The following is a 19,858-nucleotide window of genomic DNA, read 5'->3' as shown; positions in this document are numbered from 1 at the left end:
TTTATAATAACCATGACCCTTACTATCCATAATCTTCGCAAAAGCTACGGTACTCATCAGGTACTGGACATCGCTCATTGGCAGGCAGGGCACGGTATTTACTGGATTCAGGGCGAAAACGGGGCCGGTAAATCTACCTTGTTTCGTACGCTGGCGGGTATGTTGCCTTTTGAAGGAAAGGTGTTGCTGGAGGAACGTTTTGAACCCCGTAAACATCCGGTGGAGTACCGGTTGCGGGTAAGTATCGGAGAAGCCGAGCCACTTTATCCGGCTTTTCTTAGCCCGGCCGATTTGCTGGGGTTTGTGGCGGAAGCCCGCCGAAGCCCGGACGGACAGACGCAGGCACTCATTGAAACGCTGGGGATTAACTACCTGACCCAGCCGCTGGGAGCCTGTTCCAGCGGAATGGTCAAAAAGGTTTCGCTGGCGCTGGCTTTTCTGGGCCAGCCGCGGGTTGTTATTTTGGACGAACCCCTCATTACCATTGACCAGGAGGCGCGGGCGGCCTTATTCGGGTTGATAAACAGGTACCATCGGGAAGGTACCACCTTCCTGCTCTCCTCGCACCAGCCCTTCGCCCCAACGGACCTACCCCTGACTGCCCGTTACACCCTGACCAACCGGACGCTCCAACCCCTGTCTCTGCCATGATAGTCAGGTACTCAGATTGTATTCAATTTACTTTCAGAAATCCGGAAGTAGTATGAAGGTGCTGTTGGCCTCCACCGTCCAGGAATTTTACCGGCAGCGGGCGGGATTCTTTTTTGTAGTACTTGGTCTGATTTTCGGATTTCTTTCCGGACGGGAGCACCACGCTTTCGCGGTCTTTTTCCTGAACGATGAGCACGGCATGCTTTACCTGTTGCTGATCTGGGGGCTGTATACGGGTATGGTGGGGCAGTTTGTGGAGCAGCTTTGGTCACTGCCTGCCTATACGTTTGTGTACCAGGCACGGCTATTACCCCCACTCCGGCGGTACTATTACCTGTTGGCGGTAGCCCTGGGGCTCCTTCAGCCCATACTTTTTTATGGTACCTATATCTTTTTTATTGCCCGGCAGGAGGCCCGGCAGGATGGGCTTCTGGGGCAGTACTGGCCGGTGCCGGTGTACTGGCTGCTCCTGACGCTGTTGCTGGTAGCCTTAGCGGAGCATCGGCTAAGGAACCCCGGAAAGGTACAAAAGCAAAAAGCGGGTACCGTCGCGCTGCCCTTTCGCCGACCCCGGAGCTGGACCTTCTGGACGCTGGAATGGCTGCTGCGCGAACGCGGACTTACGCTGCTGATAAGCAAGGCCGGAGCCTTACTTTTTTTTTCGGGAACGCTCATTTACTACCATACCGGTACCTACGACCTCCGCCTGCCAGCCATTGGCTGTACCTTTGCCTACCTGCTCAACGCAGGTGTTTCTTACGAGCTGTACCTGTGGGAAAGCCGGGTGTGGCAGTGGGGGCGTTCGCTGCCCGTGGCGGCAACGAAGCGGTACGGTCGGCTGGCCCTGTTGCACGCCATTCTTCTTCTGCCGGAAACCTGCCTGGCCCTGCGTTACCTGGGAGGAGAACTTAGCCCGGCGGGACTCCTGCAACTGTACAGCCTGGGCCTCGGGGCGCTGCTCCTGTACCATAGTTACCTGTACCGGCAGCACCAGCTCATGGAGGACACCGTACGGCCGGTTTTTATCCTCTTTGTCCTGCTAACCTTTACGGTGATGTACAAGGTACCCCTTTGGCTCATTGCTCCCGGGCTTCTGGTAGGTTCGGCCGGGGGGTGGTGGCGGTGGAAAGAAAGGTAATGGGGGCTAAGGTACCTACCTCAGCCCCCGCCTGTTCAGGTTTTATTTTTGTTGGTGCAGATAGGCGTAGATTGCTTCCAGTTCCTGGTCCGAGTAGGGGAATTCCTTCACCGGCATAAACTCACTCAGTACCCGTCCGTCCGGCGTTTTGCCCGTCCTGAACGTGGATACAAATCCCTTGGAATCCCATTTTCCCAGATTACCCGTCGAAGATATATCCGGGATGTCCGGCTCGTTGGGACCGTGCGCCGCGGCTCCCTTAAACGTAGGTGAATGACAACCCTGACAGGTAGTAGCCAGGTACTTTCCGTAATCCGCATTGACCATAAAGGGTACGTCATCGGCGTAGGTTGCGTTATGATCAATCATTTCGGCGGGCAGGAGCGGGTACTCACCCAGGAAAGTAAGTACCCGGCCCAGCGGCTTCAAAGACTTGGCCGGAATTTCCTTATCCACCGGCGCCTGAATCCGGAGGTAGCTTATCAGGGCGGCCATTTCCTTATTGGAAATATGGTAAACCTCGTGGGAAGGCATAAACCATACCGAGCGGAAATCTTTATTAATCCCGTGCCGCAAAACCCGTAGCCAATCCTGGTCGGTATAGTTAATTCCGCCGATTCCGTGCGTAATATTGGAGGCATATAAAGTGCCAATGGGAGAAGTAGGGTCGGCAAAGGCCCGTCCGCCCGATAAGTCGGCACCGTGGCAGCCCGTGCAGCCTCTGATTTCGGCTACGTGTTTTCCCAGCGCGTAGTTAGCCGAGTCGTCCGGAATTTCCAGCGCCTGCAGCTGTACCTCATAAATTTTATTGATGCGGGCTTCGGTCTGGAAATAGGCTACCGCATAGAACATCAAGAGCAATATCAGCACACTGCCCAGGGCAATGCCAGTCCATGTAAGTAGTTTTCTAAGCATACTCAGTGAAGGTTGAAGTGGTCGAAAATTGTCGTACTGCGGGTATAAAATCCTGTTCAGGATCAAGGGTGGCTCTGGTTGGGGTTAGCCGGTTACGCGTACAATGTGTTTCACCCTGCCAGGCAATGGAAGCAGGCAGGTACCTGAAGAGCCTCTGGGAGCGACTATCTGATTAGCGGTCTTTCACCGTAAGCAGAAGCCCTCCCGGAACAAAGAAACGCGATGCGCCTTTTGGCAGTTGGCCGGGAGACGCCAGGACAATAACGTGTTGATTTTAAGCAAAATTTACATAAAAATTTTATTTTTACAATAGTTAGGTACAAATAATTATTGGAAAAGGTATAATAATGGCCTTACAACAGAAAGCGCCCGGATTGCTTCAAATCCGGGCGCTTTCTATTACAGGAAAGTAGATTTCTATTTTGGAGTAGTAGGCCGTACCTCCACTTTGCTGGGTAAAGTACGGGCCGGCATCCGGACCAGGTCAAGTACTATCTGGCCAATATCCTCCGGTTGTATTTTCCATGCATCTTTTTCGCTGGGTTCGTGTCCGTTAAAATGGGTAGCTACTGAACCGGGCATGATGGTCGTAACTTTTATGCCGTCGTTCCGGACGTCGAGCATCATGGCCTGGGTAAAGCCAACTACCGCAAACTTGCTGGCGTTGTAGGCGGCTCCGCCCGCAAAGAAATTAGTGCCCGCCAGACTGGCGATGGTTATGAAGTACCCTTTGGTGTTCTTCAGGGCCGGAATGGCCGCTTTGGCGCTGTTGAATACTCCCGTCACGTTGATGTCAATAGTTTCGTGCCACTGGTCGGGGCTCAGCTCCTGCAGGGGGGCAAAGTGACCAATACCCGCGTTGGCTACCATGTAATCAAGCTGACCCCACTGCTGCACCACGGTATCAACAGCCTTTTGCTGTGAATCCAGATCACGCACATCCGACGCCAGACCCAGCGCGTATCCTTCCCTGATTTTATTCAGAGCGGCGGCAGCTTCGTCGGCGTTTTCCTGCGAGCGGCTGGTGATAGCTACCCGAATCCCTTCTTTGATGAGTACTTCGGCTATGCCGTAGCCAATGCCTTTGGAGCCTCCGGTGACGAGGGCGGTCTTTGTAGTATTGTCTGCCATGAGTTGTTTTAATTTGAAGATTTTTAGGCTGGTATATGAGGTAGTGAACCCTGAAAACGCGGAGAAGGTTTGCCCGCGGGAGTTTTATACTAATAAGTACCTATGGCAAAAATGGCTGAGTACCCAAGCCGGAACAGCCAGGTAGGGGAAGGAATAGTGCTGTAAAGTGTCTTAACTCGAAGTACCCCACAAGCAAACGAGCCAGACTGTCATCCAGTCTGGCTCGTAGTATTTTAAAGCGGGTCCTGATTAGGCGTCTTCACCACCTCCGTCACCCAGCTTCTTGATGGCTTTGTCAATGAAGTACCGTCCGGTACCTTCTTCACCAATTACGTCGAACAGTTCAAGGGCGCGACGGGCATTATCCTCTTCCTCTACCTGCTCAGTCACAAACCACTGCATAAAAGCCTCGGTAGCGTAGTCTTCTCCGTTACGGCTGGCCGTTACAATACGGTTAATAGATTGCGTCACCGCTATTTCGCTCTGAAGCGCCGCTTCAAAAACGGAACGAAAGGTAGGGTAGTCCTGCTTGATTCCGCCGATTTCGGGCGAAACCGCAGTACCTCCTACGGTCATGATGTAGTTGAATATCTTCAGCATGTGCGCCCGCTCTTCATCAGCCTGACTCAGGAAATAGGCCGAGCTATATTTGAAACCATTGCGGTCACACCAGGAGGCCATGGCCAGGTACTTGGCCGATGCCTCGGCTTCCATCTTTACCTGATTATTCAGCAGGATTTCGATTTCTTCTTTCAGGGAAGTATGTTGTCTTAGCAGATCTTTCATAACTAAACTAGATTTTGATTCTGTACAAATTTAAACCTAAAATAGCACAGTTGGTTCAGGGAACCAACGAATTACCCAAATTTAGAATTGGTCTAATAATGAGGGATTGCCTTACAGTACCGCTATTTCGGCGCGAAGTACTTCGTGCAGCAGGGAGTTAAGTTCGAGGGCGAAGTGGGTACCATTCACCAGCTCACGGAGCTGAATGACCTCGCAAAGCGTAAGCCGGTGCGATATATTATGCTGAATAGCTTCGATAAGCTGGTAGTCACACTCATCCGACAGGTCAAAGAGTTTGCTGTGGATGTCAATGCTGTTGACGTGGCGGCGAAAATTCAAAAACTCATTGATCCGAAAAGAAGCCGTCAAATCACCAAATTCAAGAATGATCCGGGAACTGCGGTCACACTGGTAACTGGCACCCTTGCTGGTGCGGAACAATTCCTGAGCTGATTTTAATGATAGTTGAGTTTGCACTTCGAGAACGTAGGTCTTTTTCAGTAACGCAAAAATACAAACCGACGTTCTTCTACGCAAGCGTAATTTTTAATGAATCTAAATAAATTTTCAGCGTACCAGCTTTTTCGTTACCGTTTCCTGCTTATCATTGACCAGGATCAGGTAGTTTCCCGGTGGTAATGCTTCCACGCGGAACCGGTGAAGCCTCCTGACCGATGGCTCCTGAAATTGGACTTGTTGCAAAATCCGTCCCTGCAGGTCAAGAAGTTGGATCTGAAAAAAGGAAGGACGCCGACTCTGAACTTCCACGGTGATCCATTCCTGGCTGGGGACCGGGTATACCAGCACCGAAAGCGGTCCGGGCAGAAACTCCTGCGGGGGCAGGGCCGTGATGAAATCGCCAAACTCAACCGGCTGAAAGGGAGGAACCGCGACGGGGGTACCGGCTTTATCCGAAACAAGTACTACGCTTTCGAGCAGCGTTTCGGCTATTTTTATCCCGTTCCGCCACTCTTCCACCAGAAAAGCATAGGCGTAGGACCCCACCTGCGTAGGCGCGTTCCAGGTCAGGACTTTATCCCGAATGGCGAAGGTACCCTCCCGCGCAACTTCGTTGGGAAACTGGTACCGGTCCACTGTACGGTAGGGCCCGCAAAGACCGTTCTGGTTGGGTTGCAGCAATCGTACGGGCCGGTAGGCCAGGCTGTCGCCATCCGGATCAGACGCACTCAGGCTATAAGTATATACCTGCCGGATGCCCGCTTCAAAAACCGGCGTGGGTAGCGTAGCGGTAGAGTTGGGCAAACTGGTATTGAGGGTGGTAAAAAGATAAGCGGCTCTTTCAGGACCGGGCTGGGGTATATTGGTCAGGTTAGTCCGACCCATCAGGGAGGCTGAAAGAGTATACTGGCCCGGTCCGGCGAAGGTATAGGTACCTTTGTAAATACCTACGCGTACCTGATTGTTTACGGAACCTGATTCAGCGGGGAAGTAGGGTAGTACCAGTTCTCTGCCGTCACCCGTGCAAATTTTTACCTCAACCTGCGCATCGGATGCCGGTCTCCCGTTGATTTGGTCCAGGTACAGAATTGTTCTTATTTCGTAGGTCAGGCCGGAGAGGTGGCGGGTCTGAATGGTTCCGCCCAGGATATGGGTGGCAAAGGTCGGCAGCGAACTACCTAATACAGAAAAACAAACCAGCAGGGCAAGCAGGCAGAGCTGTTTCATGAGTGGACAGGATAAAGGTGTGAGAATGAGTGGGGAACTATCCTGACAACGTCAGTCCATGCTCTTATATTTTATGAGGGAAATCAAAAAAGCGGCCCGAAGGCCGCTTTTTTAAAAGTAATGATAAAGCTTCTATTTACTTACCTGCTTCCCTGGCCCAGTTGTCACGCAGGGTAGCGGTCCGGTTAAATACGGGGCGGTCGGGGGTACTGTCGAGGTCGGCGCAGAAATAGCCTTTACGCAGAAACTGAAAACGGTCACTGGCCTGGGCTTCCCGCAGGGCTGGCTCGGCGTAGCCGGTAATAACCTGCAGGGAATCCGGATTGATATAATCCTTAAAATCACCCGCCTCGGACGAAGGGTCTTCCACCCGAAAGAGGCGGTCGTACAAACGGATTTCGACCGGCAGCGCATGCGTGGCCGGTACCCAGTGCAGGGTACCTTTTACGTTTATACCCGAGGTATCCTGGCCACTCTTGCTGTTTTCAAGGTAGGAGCAGTGTACTTCGGTAACCTCCCCATTCTCGTCTTTCACTACCTCATCGCAGCGTACTATATAAGCTCCTTTCAGGCGTACCATCTGGCCCGGTGCCAACCGGAAAAACTTCTTGGGCGGATTTTCCATAAAGTCTTCCTGCTCAATGTACACCTCCCGGCTGAAAGGTACTTCCCGGACTCCGGCTCCGGTATCTTCGGGATTATTTTCAATCTGACAAGTTTCGGTTGCTCCTTCGCGAAAGTTAGTAATAACTACCTTCAGCGGGTCCAGTACTACCATGCGGCGCAGGGCCGTCTTGTTCAGGTCTTCCCGGATACAAAATTCCAGCAGCCCCACGTCAATGAGGTTTTCACGCTTGGCAATTCCTATGCGGTCACAGAAATCGCGGATGGCAGCAGGGGTATAACCCCGCCGGCGTAGCCCCGAAATGGTAGGCATACGCGGGTCGTCCCAGCCGTTGACGTGTTTCTCGTTAACCAGCTGCAGCAGTTTGCGCTTGCTCATGACGGTATAGGTCATGTTGAGGCGGGCAAACTCGTACTGACGCGACGGAAATATTTCCAGTTTATCAATAAACCAGTCGTACAGGGCCCGGTGCGGGATAAATTCCAGCGTACATACCGAATGCGTAATGCCCTCGATGGAGTCGGACTGCCCGTGGGCGAAGTCGTACATTGGGTATATTTTCCACCTATCGCCGGTGCGGTGGTGGTGAGCAAACTTGATGCGGTAAATCAGCGGGTCACGCAGGTGCATATTGGGCGAAGCCATATCGACCTTCGCCCGAAGTACCCGGCTGCCTTCCGCAAACTCACCCTGACGCATCCGCTCAAACAAATCGAGGTTTTCCTCCACGCTCCGGTCACGGTAGGGGCTGTTGGTACCAGGTTCGGTAGGGGTACCCTTCATGGCGGCGATTTGCTCGGCCGAAGAGTCGTCCACGTAGGCTAAGCCTTTCTTTATTAAATCAATAGCGAACCCATACAGCTGCTCAAAGTAGTCGGAAGCGTACAGTTCATTTATCCATTCAAAACCCAGCCATCGTACATCCTGCTTAATGGAGTCAACGTATTCGGTGTCTTCGGTAACGGGATTGGTATCGTCAAAGCGCAGGTTGGTTGCTCCGCCGTACTTCTGCGCCAGCCCAAAGTTCAGACAGATCGATTTAGCGTGCCCAATGTGCAGATAGCCATTGGGTTCGGGCGGAAACCGGGTAAGTACCCGGCCGCCGTGCCTGCCTTCCCGAACATCTTCTTCTACAATCTCTTCAAGGAAGTTGAGGGACTTTTCTTTTTTCTCTTCCGTAGTCATACTCATATGGAAAAACTATTGAATCTTCAAAGTTAATGTACTTACACTCAACCTGACAATGTTTTTAGAACGAACAGGAAAAGTGTACGTATTGTGCAAAAATTGATTTGAAAAATAATACTAAATGGATAAATTCACCGGGTTTTTCACCACGTACGCTGTAACCGGTCAGCCGGACCAGCGTAGCTATTAAGTACCATAAAATGATATAAACGATTTTCTTCCGGCTTTCATTCCTGGCCTTTTCCTATCAGGAGTGAATTCCCCACGGAGGTAAGGGCAGGAATTGATATAAGGAAACTAAGGCTTTTAACCGGGAATAGTCAAAAACGCCACGGCCGTTTGGTAGTGACGTTTTTTTGTCTCTAATGCGGCCTACTCCCTATCTTTGTTCCATGCGCTACTTTATTGAACTGAGCTATAAAGGTACCCTCTACAACGGCTGGCAACGCCAGCCCAACGCCCTGGCGGTACAACAGGTACTTGAGGAGGTCATGGAAAAGGTACTCCAGACACCCGTGGAACTGGTAGGCAGCAGCCGCACCGATACGGGGGTACATGCTTCGCAACAGTACGCGCACTTTGACCTGCCCCAGGCGCTGCCCAATCCGGACCGGACCGTGCTTAGCCTGAACGCCCTGCTGCCTCCCGATATTGCCATTCACCGACTGGTACCCGTAGCCGACGACCTGCATTCCCGCTTTGCGGCTAGCCACCGCCGCTACGAGTACCGCCTAATCCGGCAAAAGAACCCTTTTCTTACCCAAGAAGCTCTCCTGTACCGCCCGGAACTGGATATTTCAGGGATGAATGAGGCGGCGGCGCTGTTACTGCGTTACGAGGATTTTGAGAGTTTTAGCAAAGTACACACCAGCGTAAAGACTTTCCGTTGCCGGATTTCGGAAGCCCGCTGGTACTGGCGGGGCGAAGTACTGGTTTTTTCGGTCCAGTCAAATCGTTTTTTACGGGGCATGGTCCGGGCTTTGGTGGGTACTTTATTAAAAGTAGGAGTGGGGCAGTTAACAGTACCGGATTTCGAGCAGATTATTTTATCCAAAAATCGAAAAGACGCCGGGGCTCAGGCGCCTCCGCACGGTTTGTTTCTGGTCGAAGTAGGGTACCCGGCCGGTCTGCTTCCTGATTAAATGGGGCAGGAAGGAGAAGTTACAACTCTTCCAGCAATTGCCGGACCTGCGAGTCACCAAAGCCATAAATGCCCTCCCGCCGGAAAAATTCACTAAATATAGTAGCGAAATCGTCCGTTTGCTTTTCGGCTTTTATGGCCCGGAGTACCTGCTGTGGGCGACCGGGCTGGCCTCCTTCCGGAAAACGGTCGAGGTGGGCCTGACAAACCAGCGGCAGGTAGGGGAAAACTTCGGAATACCGACCGCCCAGTTCCTTGAGGCGGATTCGGTCGTCCTGCTGGTAGGCCTTCCAGCAACTGGCAAGTAGGTGTACATCGGCCAGGGAGATAGCCTGTCTTTGCTGAAAAGCAGTTACCAAATCCTGAGAATCCATAGCACCAAAGCCCCGCCATTCGGGTTGACCGTCCTGGTCGAAGGGTTTTACTATATATAAGGTAAGGTCTTTGGCCCTGGGTAGCAGGAGCGATAGACAAAACCACAGATTGACCTGACAAAACAAGTCTTCCTCAAACCAAAGGTTTACTTCTGAGCCCGGTGGAATGGCCTGGATCTTTTCAAATTCAGCCACTACCCGTTCGTAGTAGGTGTAGGTACCTTCGCCGTAGGTAGCCTGTATGTACTGCGCCCGGTTATTCCAGAACTCCGTAGGGAAAGTACCTCCCACATCCCCCACCACCAGGCATTCGCGGGCTACTATACATTCACCGTCTATTTCCTGACGGGGAAAGCTTTCCAGCAAACTATCCCCGTTGAGGATATGGAAGCGGAGCAGGGAAGTTGTCATAAGTTCTGGTAATCTTTTGGATCAATGGTGTAAAGATAAAGTTTTGCTCCATTCTTTCGCAACCCAGGTACTTGTCAGAAAAGAGCGTTTCAACCACCCCAATTAAATTTTCCTTAAATATTCTTAACCCTGCCAGAAAAGGTACGCTTGTTGTAGACGGCCCCAGTTTTTTTTCAATCACCGTTCATTTTCCAAATTGTATTTTCAGAATTGTATTCATCCAAGTTTAATCTAAATAATTGAAAGACTTTTGTAACCCGAATAGACTCAATTTCTGCATTTTACCTTATTGCCTGAGCAATTATTAGTTGGTAAACTTGGCATTATTGTTGTTTAACTGAAGGTGTTAGAAAATAATTTTTCACACACTAACCTTTCTTCAATGAAAAGTGTACGATTGCTTGCTTTCTTGTTTTTTGCTTCCTGTGGCGCCGCTTTGGCGCAGTCATCCCAAAACGAAACGGTTACCCTGAACCTGACGGATGTGTTTGACGTCCAGCTCGAGGCGGTGGGTAACGGTAACGTTTTTACTTTTAATGATCCGGGTACTTACGAAACCGGCACGGTTAATTCCGGTGCTACCCGCCTGAAGGTTCGCTCTAACCGCGACTGGAAGATAATGGTAAGTACCGCGACCGATTATTTCCAAAAGGGTGGTGTTGACAGTGGCATGCCTTCGGGCATTCTGGCGGCAAAGCCTAGTAGTGGAAGCACTTTTCTGCCATTGTCTTTATCACCCGCGCAGCTAACCACGGGTGGCAGGGGTGATGCGACGGGTAACAACACCTTTACCGTTGATTACGAGGCCAAGCCGGGCTTCGCCTATGAAGGTGGTATGTATACCATTGTCGTTCAATATACTGTATCCCAACAGTAATTTTTCCAATTCAATCAGCACGCCGGAAACCCGGACGGAACAGCCCCTGGCTTTTCTGTCCGGTACTTCCGTACTTCAACTCCTGTGGCAGTGCATTGCTCTACCTGCACCTATTCCTATGCTGCTTCGGCATTCCTGTTGTTCATTCTGTGCCTTTCGGGCGGGCGGGTGAGCGGACAGGGTATGCTGAACAACCAGGTACTGCAGGTCAGCCTTTTGAAAGATTCGCTGGTGGTGCAGCCAGGTACCTTCGGCTTTAACTCGTTTACCATTACCAATACCTCCGGTACTACCCAGCAACTTTCCTTACAGATTGACGAAAGTCAGGGCTGGCAGCTACTTTATACGGTACCGGCCACGCTTGAGCTAACTCCGGGGCAAAGCCAAACCTATTCCTTACGATTGACACCACTGTCGGGTACTGCTTCTGACCAGTGGTACCCCTTTCGGGTCAGGGTACACTCCCTCCGTGACAACTGGCGGGAGCAGTATACCTTCCAGGCTACCGTACAGGCTTTTTCCCGCTGGCGGGCTCTGCTTGCCACTCCCGAGCTGTACGTGCAGGACGATACCACCGCGCTCGAGTTTCAGGTCAGGTTTAAGAATACGGGCAACCGTCTGGAAAAACTGTACTACTCGTTTCAGACGGGGGTTCGGCTGTCGGTGGCTTCCCGAAATAACGTCATCGCCCTGGTGGCTGGTCAGGACACCAGCATTAGCGTCAAAATAATGATGAAGCCGGAAGAACTGCGCCGCCTCAACGAGCAGGAGATTCAGGTATCGGTACGCGGAGAGGACCAAAGCTCGGTGGTTTTGCTGCAGAAGATAGCCACGACCCCGTCCAATTACCGGATGCACCCCACCCGCTGGCTCACGGTACCCCTCCTGATTGAAAGCAATTTGTTCAATATAAATAATCCCGACCAGCGGATCATCTGGGGCTCAATTCAGGGTAGTCTGGATCTTAACCGGGGCCGGGGGTTGCAGTTTAAGTACCGGACCAATAGTTTTTCCAATTATTTTGAGGGGAACAGCGTAATCCGGCAGCTGACCTATACTGCCCCGAACCTGACCGTTACCCTGGGTACCCAAATTGACTTCCTGAATATGCAGATCAACGGGGAAGGCCTGGGCGTAGAGTATAATTCCAGCCCCACAACCCAGCATCGGTTCAAGTTGGTAAAAAGTCATTTTGGCAATGCCCGCCAAATACTCTATACGCACAGCCGCCGTATTGCCGAAAGCATTCGCTATGAATCAAGAAGTGTCGTCAGTGCCGACTTGTTGGGCAGGTCGAGTTCTGCCTTTACCTTCAACGAAATCCAATGGTCCCGTGACAAGCTGAACTCCCTTTCGGTAGAGGTGGGCAATAGCTACGAGCAGGTAGGCGCTATGGGTACGGGCTATTGGGGGTTATCCCTGGGGTACCGTCTGCAGATGGCACGCAACCGGTACTCACTGCACTCAAGCTACACCTACGGGTCCAGCTACTTTCCCGGCCTCATCCGGGGTATGCGCTTTGGTATTCATGAGTTCAGGTACCAGGCAGGTACCTACTATGCCGGGCTGTTTGGTAGCTCCAATGCCCGGAAGCCCGCCCAGATTAATCAGGCTGAAAAGACATTTGACCCGCTGTTTTTACAGAATAACTCCGAATGGGGACTAAAAGTGGGAAAGGCGTGGGTGCAAAAGTACAGCCTGAGTCTGGCCGTTAGCTATCAGCAACTCCTACAGGATAGTCTGACCAGCCTCCACGTAGGAGGGTATGGAACGAGTCTTTCCCTTACCCTCAACCCCGCCAGCCACTTCAATGCCAACCTCGTTGGCAGCTGGCGTCTCAATTCCATCCGCGAAACGGATCTGCGGCTACCCAGCCTGAACATGTACGGGCTCCTGCGGTACCGCAGCCTGGGTACTACGTTCAGGTACGTCGACGGTCCGCTTTTTTACCACGACTATATTTACTTCAGACAGAAAGGCGAATCACCCCGGCTTACGCAGTGGACCGCCTTTGGTGAAGTTAGCAGCAAGAGCAAAAGTCTGCAGGCGAGGTTCCAATTTTCGATCAATCATTCAACTACACTGGCCTATTTTATGACTTCCCGGGCCGAAATTTCCTGGAACCTGTTTGAGCGTGGGCTCTCGCTTTCCGTGCTGGGTACGCACTACATCAACGGGCCCATTGCCTCTGAACCCCTGGTTAGCCTTACGCTCCGCAAAGCGTTAAATGTACCCGTGCCAATGGTGCCGAAGTACCGGACCCTCCGGGTGGTACTGTACAAAGATCAGAATGCCAACGATAGCCTCGACCAGCAGGATGAACGGATCAATAAAACCCTTATTTCGATCAATAACCGAAGGCTTCGTACCAATGACCAGGGAGAAGTGGTACTCAGGAATGTTCCGCCCGATGAGTACCTGCTGGATCTGACTGGTATAGTAACCCTACGGGGCTGGATTCCTACCGGTGGGCCCAAGCACCCGGTTACGCTCATCGAAGATATACGGGTCACAGTTCCGTTTACTAAAAGCAAGTACGTTGAAGGGAGAATCCGGTTGAAGAAAGACCAGTACTCATCCAGGAGCGCGAGCCTCGACGGCGTGCGCGTGGCGGCCATTAATTCCAGGGGGCAGGCTTTTTACGCCATTACCAACCAGGCGGGCGAGTTCTTCCTGAATCTGCCGTCGGACCAGTACATTATTCAGGTGAGCGATGACGTACTGGGGCCCGATTACCGGATTGTAGAAAGCAGCCAGAAAGCGGATCTGACTCAACTGGAAGTGCAGCAAATCGTGTTTGAAGCGATACAACGCAAGCGGCAGATTAATATCCGGAACCGCTGAGCCTCACATCAGCGTAACGGTATACACCAGCCGCGTCAGTTGGGGAGACTCGTCCGGTTCGGTATCGTTGGGTTTATAGTATATAAAAAGCTGTTTGGATGGCTGAGGTGTTGCAATACCATGACTTTGACTCAGGATCTGATCATAGGTACCCAGTTCAAGGAAATCACCGGTGGCGGTCCGGATGCTCAGAACGGGAATATTATCCGGCTGAATTGCATCCAGGGTTTTTTCGGTCTCAGCCCGAACGGTAACAAACCACTGCTGATTGGAATAGACCCTGAGCCGGCTACCGTAGGGCTTCGGGCGCTCCGACGGGTAGTACCTGTTGGCGTCCATGGGTGACGAAGCGGCGGAAGCGATTTCCCTTTCCAGAGAACTGCTGACCATGGGCAGCAGCCTGATGGAAACGGTTTCACTGACCGAATGCTGGGCGGAGGAATTTTGCGGTAGCCAAAGTACCAAAAATCCGATTAGGCCGAAAAGCAAATCAGGACGCATCATTGCTGAGTGATGGTAAAAATTAAGTTCGTTGAGTAAATTCCTCCATTATAAGAAAATCCTGGTGAAAGTTTCATATCCAGCGTAAAATAATTTCCGGATGTTTGACTTCCACCTCTTGAGCCAGTCCGAAGCGTCTGGCTGGTGGTACTTAGCGTTTTAAAAGCAGACTCGTCGTTGGTCCGGAAACTAAGGGTACTTACCGGCATACTGTTGGAAGAGCCTCCTCCGGACGCCGCGAAAAAATCACTACTGGACCGCAGGGTTATCAGCCAGTTGGAGGTAGACTTTACGTTGATCCCCAAGTAGGAGGTACGTGTTACCCCATTGGCGTAGTCATTGGCGCTGGTAAACGCAAACGGAGAAGTATTGATTGGACTTACAGAAAACTCAATAAATGAGAAAAGCTGTAGGCTACCCGTAGCGGTGGAGCTTTTGGGCGGGTTCTGGCCTAGTACTGCCGCCCCCGTAACAACAACGGCCAGCCAGGTCAGCAGTAAGTTAAAACCAGTTTTTTGGGAGAAGAACATAGCCGGGCAGGAGAAGGTATGGATCAGGAAGGGGAAAGCGTAAAGGTAATCAGGTTATTAGTGCCAGGCTGACTGCCATTGGAAAGGTTAACGGGGGTTAATGGCATATTTTTTGCCGGACTGGTAGTACTTACCCGTACAAAGAATACTTTTGCCGGGATTGGGTAAGTACCTGTTCTTCCGTTCCGTTCGATGCGCTGGTTGAAGCAATTGCTGGATTTATGGGTCCTGGTTGTTGCCTGCCCCGGAGAGAAAGCGTTTAGAATTAAAGACAAACGGAATTTATGACCTACCTTAACCCGGGCCTTAACTGGTAAAGTCAAGAAAAACATAATAATTTTATTTTAGTGTGTGTGAACCAAATATACCTGCTTCATGGCTATGCGTCAATATTTATTCCTGTTTATTTTTTTTCTGATAAATTCAGTCGTTGCGGTGGCACAGCATATCAATGTACTCCCCACCAGCCTTTCCTTTTCGCTTTCGCGCGGAATATCCCAGAACCAAACGCTTTACATCAGCAACCCCACTACGGTAAAACAAGCCTTTGAAATTAGTCTGGCCGACTGGAAACGCAACGAAGACGGTTCGCATTCGTACTATAAGCCCAATACCCAGCCCTACTCCTGTGCCCGCTGGTTGTCATTAAGTACTAACTTGGTAGAGGTAGAACCCGGCCATACCGCCAAGGTAACCGTGACCCTACAGGGCAGCGATGATCCCAAAGACTATGAGCAGATGAAGTGGGCTATGCTTTTTCTACAGAATGTAGTGGAGAAGAAGCCCGAAGACAGCCGCAGTACCAACGTCCAGACCCAAATCCGGGAAGTAATGCGGATTGGGGTACACCTCTACCAGACCCCCCCGTCGCTGGTTCAGCACGAAGCCAAGGCCATTGCCCTGGAACCTGACCCGGAAGACCTGGAATCGTACTGGTTCAAGGTTCAGAACACGGGCAGAACTATGCTCAACTGCCGGGTATACCTCGACCTCACCGAAACTACTACGGGGGTGCAGTACCGGAGCGAAGGGACCGAGTTTCCGATGTTTCCGGAAGGGAGCCGCCAGGTTAAGCTGACCCTACCACCCAACGTACCCAAGGGCAAGTACTCCATGCTGGCTATCCTGGATTACGCCGAAGACGCCTCCCTGGAAGCCTTGGAAAAGAACATTGAAATCCAAAAGTAAAACCTTTTCCTGCACACATTCCCGCCCCGTGGTTGTCCAGTCACGGGGTTTTTATTTATACTTGTAGGGTAAGAGAGTACGAAGTAAGAGAAAAAACGCAGGTAACTATGCAGACGGCAATAATCATACTGGCGGCCGGTGCTTCTCAGCGAATGGGAACCCCCAAGCAGGTACTTAAAATAGAAGAAGGAAAAAGTTTACTGCGGAAAATGGCAGAAACGGCCCTAAAAACTACCATGCGTCCGGTAGTGGTGGTAGTAGGTGCCAATAAAAAAGAGGTAGTACCTGAATTGTCGGGCCTGGGCGTTACCATCATTGATAATCCCATGTGGCAGGAAGGAATGTCTTCCTCAGTTCGGATGGGACTGGCGGGTGCCTACCTGATGGACAAACAACTGGAAGCCGTGTTGATGCTGGTTTGTGACCAGCCCTACGTGACCGCTCCGCTGCTGGAACACATGCTGGTAACTTTAAAAGAATCGGGTAAGAAAGCGGTGGCCTGTCGCTACGGAGAAAGCTGGGGCGTACCGGTTCTGATTGGAAGCCAGCTATTCGAAGCACTCACGCACCTGAAAGGGGAACAGGGGGCAAAACCCTTACTGGCGGAGCGGATGGATGACGTAGCCTTTGTAGAATTTGACCAGGGGGAAATTGATATTGATACCCCCGATGACTACCGCCGCTTCCTTGCGGAATAAGCTTCTATTTACTATCCAGGAGGTCGTTGTAGGCTTTCAGATCCAGCGCCCTTTTTTTAACCAATTCCATCCGGTCGCTGGCTTGCATGGGCCGGTACATTGTACCCTCCATTCCGGTATATAGTGCTGTCTGGGCCTTAAACTCAAGGTCGCGGTAGGCAATCCACTGCCGCTGGGCCGCCAGCAGGGCGGCTTTCTGGTCGGCATTGAGCCGGGTCGAAAGCTGCTTGTACTGCTTGTTGAGTTCGGCGTCCCATTTGGTGTAGCCCTGCTCAAAGCACTGCATCATACCCACGGTAGATACATTCTTTTCCAGACAACTTTCTACAAACACACCAATGGGGTGGGGAGCCAGGTTATCTTGGGCCGTCGCTACCAGGCTCGCCAGACAACAAAACAGGCAACAGATAGTAAAGGTACGTAGCATGAAAGAGAGAGGAGGTAGTTTTAAGAATCCCGGTGAGCCGACCCAAAGCCAACCCACCGGATCGGAAATATCAGATGGAATCCCGGGTCCACTCGTTGTTTACCAGTCGCCATACTCCCCTGGGATTATTGTTCTTCAGCTCGTCGGGCAGGAGGGCATCATCCCAGTCCTGGAACGACAGCGGCCGTACAAAGCGCAGTATGGCGTGGCGCCCTACGGAGGTAAAGCGGGAGTCGGTAGTGGACGGAAAGGGTCCACCGTGGTGCATAGAGGCATTGACCTCCACCCCGGTAGGTACCCCGTTCATGATGAAGCGCCCGGCCAGGCTGGCCATCTGTCGGAGCAGCCCGGGATGCCGGGCGGCCTCGTCGGCATCAGCCATGAGGGAGGTAGTGAGTTGTCCCTTTAATTTTTGCAAAGCCGCTTCCAGTTCGGTAAGGTCTTTACAGACAATCAGCAGCGAAAATGGACCAAAAACTTCTTCCTGCAAAGCCGGATTATTCAGGAAGGCCTGTCCTTCCACCCGTGCTATAGCGGCCAGTGACTGGTTTTTTTCTTCGCCACTTCCGTCGGACTCGTACTTGTATAGCACCTCAACTCCTTCCTGCTTCAAGGCTTCGTCGCGGAGTTTGTGGTAATTTTGACAGATACCTTCGCTCAGCATGGTAGCCGGTGGTATCTGGGCTATTTCATAGAGCAGCTTTTCCAGAAACTGCTCCAGAGCGGGAGACTCTACAGCCAGAATCAGCCCGGGGTTGGTGCAGAATTGCCCCGCCCCCAGCGTTATAGAGCCCGCCAGATTTTTAGCCAATTCCAGCCCTTTTCTCTGCATTGTTTCCGGCAGGATTATCACCGGATTGACGCTACCCATTTCGGCAAATACCGGTATAGGTTCCTCGCGCTCCATCGCCATTTTGTACAGTGCCATACCACCCCGGTACGAGCCCGTAAAGCCTACGGCCTTCATGACCGGGTGCTTAACCAGCGCGGTACCTACTTCGTGGCCATTATCAAACAGCATCGAGAAAACACCCTCTGGCATTTGGGTACGTTGCGCTGCTTTTACAATGGCCTGGGCCGTAAGGTCACTGACGCCCGGATGGGCCGGGTGCGCCTTGACAATAACCGGATTGCCCGCCGCCAGGGCCGGGGCGGTGTCCACGCCGGCCACCGAAAACGCGTAGGGGAAATTGCTGGAGCCAAACACGACAATGGGGCCAATGGGTACCATCATCTTGCGCAGGTCAGGCTTAGGTACCGGAGCGCGGCCGGGGTCAGCGGTATCAATGGAGGCGGCTACCCAGGAACCTTCCCGGACTACCTCCGCGAAGTGCAGGAGCTGATTGATGGTACGGCCGCGCTCGCCCTGGAGCCGACCCAGTGGCAGGCCCGTTTCGAGTTGGGCTCTTTCGAGTAATTCGTCACCCAGGGCCAGAATTTCCTCGGTGATAGCCACCAGAAAATCGGCGCGGTCGTGGGCGGATCGCTGGGCGAAGGTTTCAAAGGCCGTTTGAGCCAGCTGCATGGCAGATTCTACTTCTAGGGAGGTTGCCGAATGGAATTTTTCCGGCAGAAAGGTATTTTGAGCGGGTATATACGATTGGAACGAATCGCCGTCCTGAGCGGATAATGAGTACCCGATATAATTTTTACCTTGAATGGACATGGGGTGTGTTTTTAGAACTACTACAGTTTCAGATTGCTAAAATAAAACAGATACCTCAGAAAATAAAAAAAGCCCCTGCGTCGGCAGGGGCTGGGAAAGAATAGATCAGGCTAAACGGCCAATGAGGTCATTTACGGTAATACCTTCGGCCTCAGCTTTGAAATTACGGACTATCCGGTGACGAAGTACCGGTAAGGCCACTGATTTGACATCTTCGATATCGGGTGAGTACTTTCCGGACAGCAGCGCGTTACACTTGGCCGCCAGGATAAGCGCCTGGGAAGCCCGCGGACCCGCGCCCCACTCGAGGTAGTCGTTGGCATTTTTATCCGCCATGCTGGTATCGGGGCGGGTTTTGTGGACCAGTTTCACGGCGTACTCAATGACGTTATCCGTTACGGGTACGCGCCGGACCAGGTGCTGAAACTCGGTGATTTCGGCCGCGGTAATTACTTCATTGACCTTGTGGCGGATGTCGGTAGTCGTACTTTTTACGATACTTACCTCTTCATTATACGAAGGGTAATCCAACTGGATCATGAACATGAAGCGGTCCAGCTGAGCTTCGGGCAGGGGATAGGTACCTTCCTGCTCAATGGGGTTTTGCGTAGCCAACACAAAAAACGGGCGGGAAAGCTCGTGCTTCTGGCCGGCCACCGTTACCGAATATTCCTGCATCGCTTCCAGCAGGGCCGACTGGGTTTTGGGTGGGGTCCGGTTGATCTCATCCGCCAGAATAATATTGGCAAATACAGGTCCCCGGATAAATTTGAAGTTACGCTGCTGATCGAGGGTCTCGGAGCCTACTATATCAGAAGGCATGAGGTCAGGCGTAAACTGGATACGGTTAAAGCTCAGGTCCAGCGAGGAGGCCATGGTTTGGATGAGCAGGGTTTTGGCCAGACCGGGTACCCCTACGAGCAGGCAGTGGCCCTGACAAAAAATAGCGGTAAGCAATAATTTTACAACTTCTTCCTGGCCGACGATTACCTGTCCGATCTCCGCGCGGAGTTTCTGGTAGGCCTGCGTCATAGCTTGGGCGGCCTCTACGTCCGATTGGTATTTCACGATACTTTTACTT

The 19,858-nt window shown here is 52.0% G+C and carries 19 protein-coding genes; 7 read left to right on the top strand and 12 right to left on the bottom strand.

What is annotated here, in order from left to right; genetic code table 11:
* Positions 1-12 precede the first annotated feature (12 nt).
* On the top strand, positions 13-651 hold the full coding sequence (locus VGN67_RS17705) for an ABC transporter ATP-binding protein (protein ID WP_327488186.1): 639 nt from the start codon (positions 13-15) through the stop codon (positions 649-651).
* 52 nt (positions 652-703) lie between these two features.
* The gene (locus tag VGN67_RS17700; RefSeq protein ID WP_327488185.1) at positions 704-1,789 is read left to right on the top strand and encodes a hypothetical protein; all 1,086 of its coding nucleotides are present in this window, start codon (positions 704-706) and stop codon (positions 1,787-1,789) included.
* 42 nt (positions 1,790-1,831) lie between these two features.
* On the opposite strand, the gene VGN67_RS17695 is transcribed toward VGN67_RS17700, so the two are convergent.
* From VGN67_RS17695 to VGN67_RS17670, 6 genes are all read right to left on the bottom strand, one after another.
* Entirely contained in the window at positions 1,832-2,704 is an 873-nt protein-coding gene (locus tag VGN67_RS17695; RefSeq protein ID WP_327488183.1) for a cytochrome c, read from the bottom strand.
* Between the two features lie 417 nt (positions 2,705-3,121).
* Positions 3,122-3,835, bottom strand: a complete 714-nt coding sequence (locus VGN67_RS17690; RefSeq protein WP_327488182.1) for an SDR family oxidoreductase — start codon at positions 3,833-3,835, stop codon at positions 3,122-3,124.
* Between the two features lie 249 nt (positions 3,836-4,084).
* Positions 4,085-4,621, bottom strand: a complete 537-nt coding sequence (locus VGN67_RS17685; protein ID WP_327488181.1) for a ferritin — start codon at positions 4,619-4,621, stop codon at positions 4,085-4,087.
* Between the two features lie 111 nt (positions 4,622-4,732).
* Positions 4,733-5,098 carry a DUF6686 family protein gene (locus VGN67_RS17680; RefSeq protein WP_327488180.1) on the bottom strand — a complete coding sequence of 122 codons (366 nt, stop codon included), beginning with the start codon at positions 5,096-5,098 and terminating at the stop codon, positions 4,733-4,735.
* Between the two features lie 90 nt (positions 5,099-5,188).
* Positions 5,189-6,307 carry a T9SS type A sorting domain-containing protein gene (locus tag VGN67_RS17675; RefSeq protein ID WP_327488179.1) on the bottom strand — a complete coding sequence of 373 codons (1,119 nt, stop codon included), beginning with the start codon at positions 6,305-6,307 and terminating at the stop codon, positions 5,189-5,191.
* Between the two features lie 136 nt (positions 6,308-6,443).
* Entirely contained in the window at positions 6,444-8,117 is a 1,674-nt protein-coding gene (locus tag VGN67_RS17670) for a glutamine--tRNA ligase/YqeY domain fusion protein (RefSeq protein ID WP_327488426.1), read from the bottom strand.
* Positions 8,118-8,512: 395 nt separating this feature from the next.
* On the opposite strand from VGN67_RS17670, the gene truA reads away from it, so the two are divergent.
* Positions 8,513-9,262 (top strand): tRNA pseudouridine(38-40) synthase TruA, encoded by a 750-nt coding sequence (truA, locus tag VGN67_RS17665; protein ID WP_327488178.1) that lies wholly within the window; start codon positions 8,513-8,515, stop codon positions 9,260-9,262.
* A gap of 19 nt (positions 9,263-9,281) precedes the next feature.
* Here the strand turns inward: truA and VGN67_RS17660 are convergent, their stop codons facing one another.
* A complete protein-coding gene (locus tag VGN67_RS17660) occupies positions 9,282-10,046 on the bottom strand; it encodes a DUF1835 domain-containing protein (RefSeq protein ID WP_327488177.1) in 765 nt (254 codons plus the stop codon).
* A 382-nt stretch (positions 10,047-10,428) separates the two neighbouring features.
* On the opposite strand from VGN67_RS17660, the gene VGN67_RS17655 reads away from it, so the two are divergent.
* Together VGN67_RS17655 and VGN67_RS17650 are read left to right on the top strand one after the other, a co-directional pair.
* The gene (locus tag VGN67_RS17655; protein ID WP_327488176.1) at positions 10,429-10,923 is read left to right on the top strand and encodes a hypothetical protein; all 495 of its coding nucleotides are present in this window, start codon (positions 10,429-10,431) and stop codon (positions 10,921-10,923) included.
* A gap of 84 nt (positions 10,924-11,007) precedes the next feature.
* Complete coding sequence (locus tag VGN67_RS17650) at positions 11,008-13,767, top strand: hypothetical protein (RefSeq protein ID WP_327488175.1); 2,760 nt, start codon at positions 11,008-11,010, stop codon at positions 13,765-13,767.
* A 3-nt stretch (positions 13,768-13,770) separates the two neighbouring features.
* Here the strand turns inward: VGN67_RS17650 and VGN67_RS17645 are convergent, their stop codons facing one another.
* Positions 13,771-14,271 carry a hypothetical protein gene (locus VGN67_RS17645; RefSeq protein ID WP_327488174.1) on the bottom strand — a complete coding sequence of 167 codons (501 nt, stop codon included), beginning with the start codon at positions 14,269-14,271 and terminating at the stop codon, positions 13,771-13,773.
* A complete protein-coding gene (locus VGN67_RS17640; protein WP_327488173.1) occupies positions 14,268-14,798 on the bottom strand; it encodes a hypothetical protein in 531 nt (176 codons plus the stop codon). The genes VGN67_RS17645 and VGN67_RS17640 overlap by 4 nt, the downstream gene beginning before the upstream one ends.
* 381 nt (positions 14,799-15,179) lie before the next feature.
* Here VGN67_RS17640 and VGN67_RS17635 point away from each other — a divergent pair, with 381 nt between their 5' ends.
* Both VGN67_RS17635 and VGN67_RS17630 read left to right on the top strand, forming a co-directional pair.
* A complete protein-coding gene (locus VGN67_RS17635; RefSeq protein ID WP_327488172.1) occupies positions 15,180-15,986 on the top strand; it encodes a hypothetical protein in 807 nt (268 codons plus the stop codon).
* A gap of 107 nt (positions 15,987-16,093) precedes the next feature.
* The gene (locus VGN67_RS17630; protein WP_327488171.1) at positions 16,094-16,684 is read left to right on the top strand and encodes a nucleotidyltransferase family protein; all 591 of its coding nucleotides are present in this window, start codon (positions 16,094-16,096) and stop codon (positions 16,682-16,684) included.
* 4 nt (positions 16,685-16,688) lie between these two features.
* On the opposite strand, the gene VGN67_RS17625 is transcribed toward VGN67_RS17630, so the two are convergent.
* The 3 genes from VGN67_RS17625 to VGN67_RS17615 all read right to left on the bottom strand — a co-directional run bounded on the left by VGN67_RS17625 (position 16,689) and on the right by VGN67_RS17615 (position 19,845).
* Positions 16,689-17,111 (bottom strand): lysozyme inhibitor LprI family protein, encoded by a 423-nt coding sequence (locus tag VGN67_RS17625; RefSeq protein WP_327488170.1) that lies wholly within the window; start codon positions 17,109-17,111, stop codon positions 16,689-16,691.
* 70 nt (positions 17,112-17,181) lie between these two features.
* On the bottom strand, positions 17,182-18,777 hold the full coding sequence (locus VGN67_RS17620; protein WP_327488169.1) for an aldehyde dehydrogenase (NADP(+)): 1,596 nt from the start codon (positions 18,775-18,777) through the stop codon (positions 17,182-17,184).
* A gap of 105 nt (positions 18,778-18,882) precedes the next feature.
* Positions 18,883-19,845 carry a MoxR family ATPase gene (locus VGN67_RS17615; RefSeq protein ID WP_327488168.1) on the bottom strand — a complete coding sequence of 321 codons (963 nt, stop codon included), beginning with the start codon at positions 19,843-19,845 and terminating at the stop codon, positions 18,883-18,885.
* Positions 19,846-19,858: the final 13 nt, after the last annotated feature.

Origin of the sequence: Telluribacter sp. (assembly GCF_035998675.1) — a bacterium.
In the GTDB taxonomy this organism is placed as follows: domain Bacteria; phylum Bacteroidota; class Bacteroidia; order Cytophagales; family Spirosomataceae; genus Telluribacter.
This window is presented reverse-complemented; position numbering and strand designations above follow the sequence as displayed.

What these genes read in the sequence shown, in the direction of transcription:
- VGN67_RS17620 (WP_327488169.1), bottom strand. Translation starts at nt 18,777, where the DNA reads ATGTCCATTCAAGGTAAAAATTATATCGGGTACTCATTATCCGCTCAG.
- VGN67_RS17660 (WP_327488177.1), bottom strand. Translation starts at nt 10,046, where the DNA reads ATGACAACTTCCCTGCTCCGCTTCCATATCCTCAACGGGGATAGTTTG.
- VGN67_RS17705 (WP_327488186.1), top strand. Translation starts at nt 13, where the DNA reads ATGACCCTTACTATCCATAATCTTCGCAAAAGCTACGGTACTCATCAG.
- VGN67_RS17625 (WP_327488170.1), bottom strand. Translation starts at nt 17,111, where the DNA reads ATGCTACGTACCTTTACTATCTGTTGCCTGTTTTGTTGTCTGGCGAGC.
- VGN67_RS17690 (WP_327488182.1), bottom strand. Translation starts at nt 3,835, where the DNA reads ATGGCAGACAATACTACAAAGACCGCCCTCGTCACCGGAGGCTCCAAA.
- VGN67_RS17670 (WP_327488426.1), bottom strand. Translation starts at nt 8,117, where the DNA reads ATGACTACGGAAGAGAAAAAAGAAAAGTCCCTCAACTTCCTTGAAGAG.
- VGN67_RS17640 (WP_327488173.1), bottom strand. Translation starts at nt 14,798, where the DNA reads ATGTTCTTCTCCCAAAAAACTGGTTTTAACTTACTGCTGACCTGGCTG.
- VGN67_RS17655 (WP_327488176.1), top strand. Translation starts at nt 10,429, where the DNA reads ATGAAAAGTGTACGATTGCTTGCTTTCTTGTTTTTTGCTTCCTGTGGC.
- VGN67_RS17700 (WP_327488185.1), top strand. Translation starts at nt 704, where the DNA reads ATGAAGGTGCTGTTGGCCTCCACCGTCCAGGAATTTTACCGGCAGCGG.
- VGN67_RS17685 (WP_327488181.1), bottom strand. Translation starts at nt 4,621, where the DNA reads ATGAAAGATCTGCTAAGACAACATACTTCCCTGAAAGAAGAAATCGAA.
- VGN67_RS17645 (WP_327488174.1), bottom strand. Translation starts at nt 14,271, where the DNA reads ATGATGCGTCCTGATTTGCTTTTCGGCCTAATCGGATTTTTGGTACTT.
- VGN67_RS17695 (WP_327488183.1), bottom strand. Translation starts at nt 2,704, where the DNA reads ATGCTTAGAAAACTACTTACATGGACTGGCATTGCCCTGGGCAGTGTG.
- VGN67_RS17635 (WP_327488172.1), top strand. Translation starts at nt 15,180, where the DNA reads ATGCGTCAATATTTATTCCTGTTTATTTTTTTTCTGATAAATTCAGTC.
- VGN67_RS17675 (WP_327488179.1), bottom strand. Translation starts at nt 6,307, where the DNA reads ATGAAACAGCTCTGCCTGCTTGCCCTGCTGGTTTGTTTTTCTGTATTA.
- truA (WP_327488178.1), top strand. Translation starts at nt 8,513, where the DNA reads ATGCGCTACTTTATTGAACTGAGCTATAAAGGTACCCTCTACAACGGC.
- VGN67_RS17630 (WP_327488171.1), top strand. Translation starts at nt 16,094, where the DNA reads ATGCAGACGGCAATAATCATACTGGCGGCCGGTGCTTCTCAGCGAATG.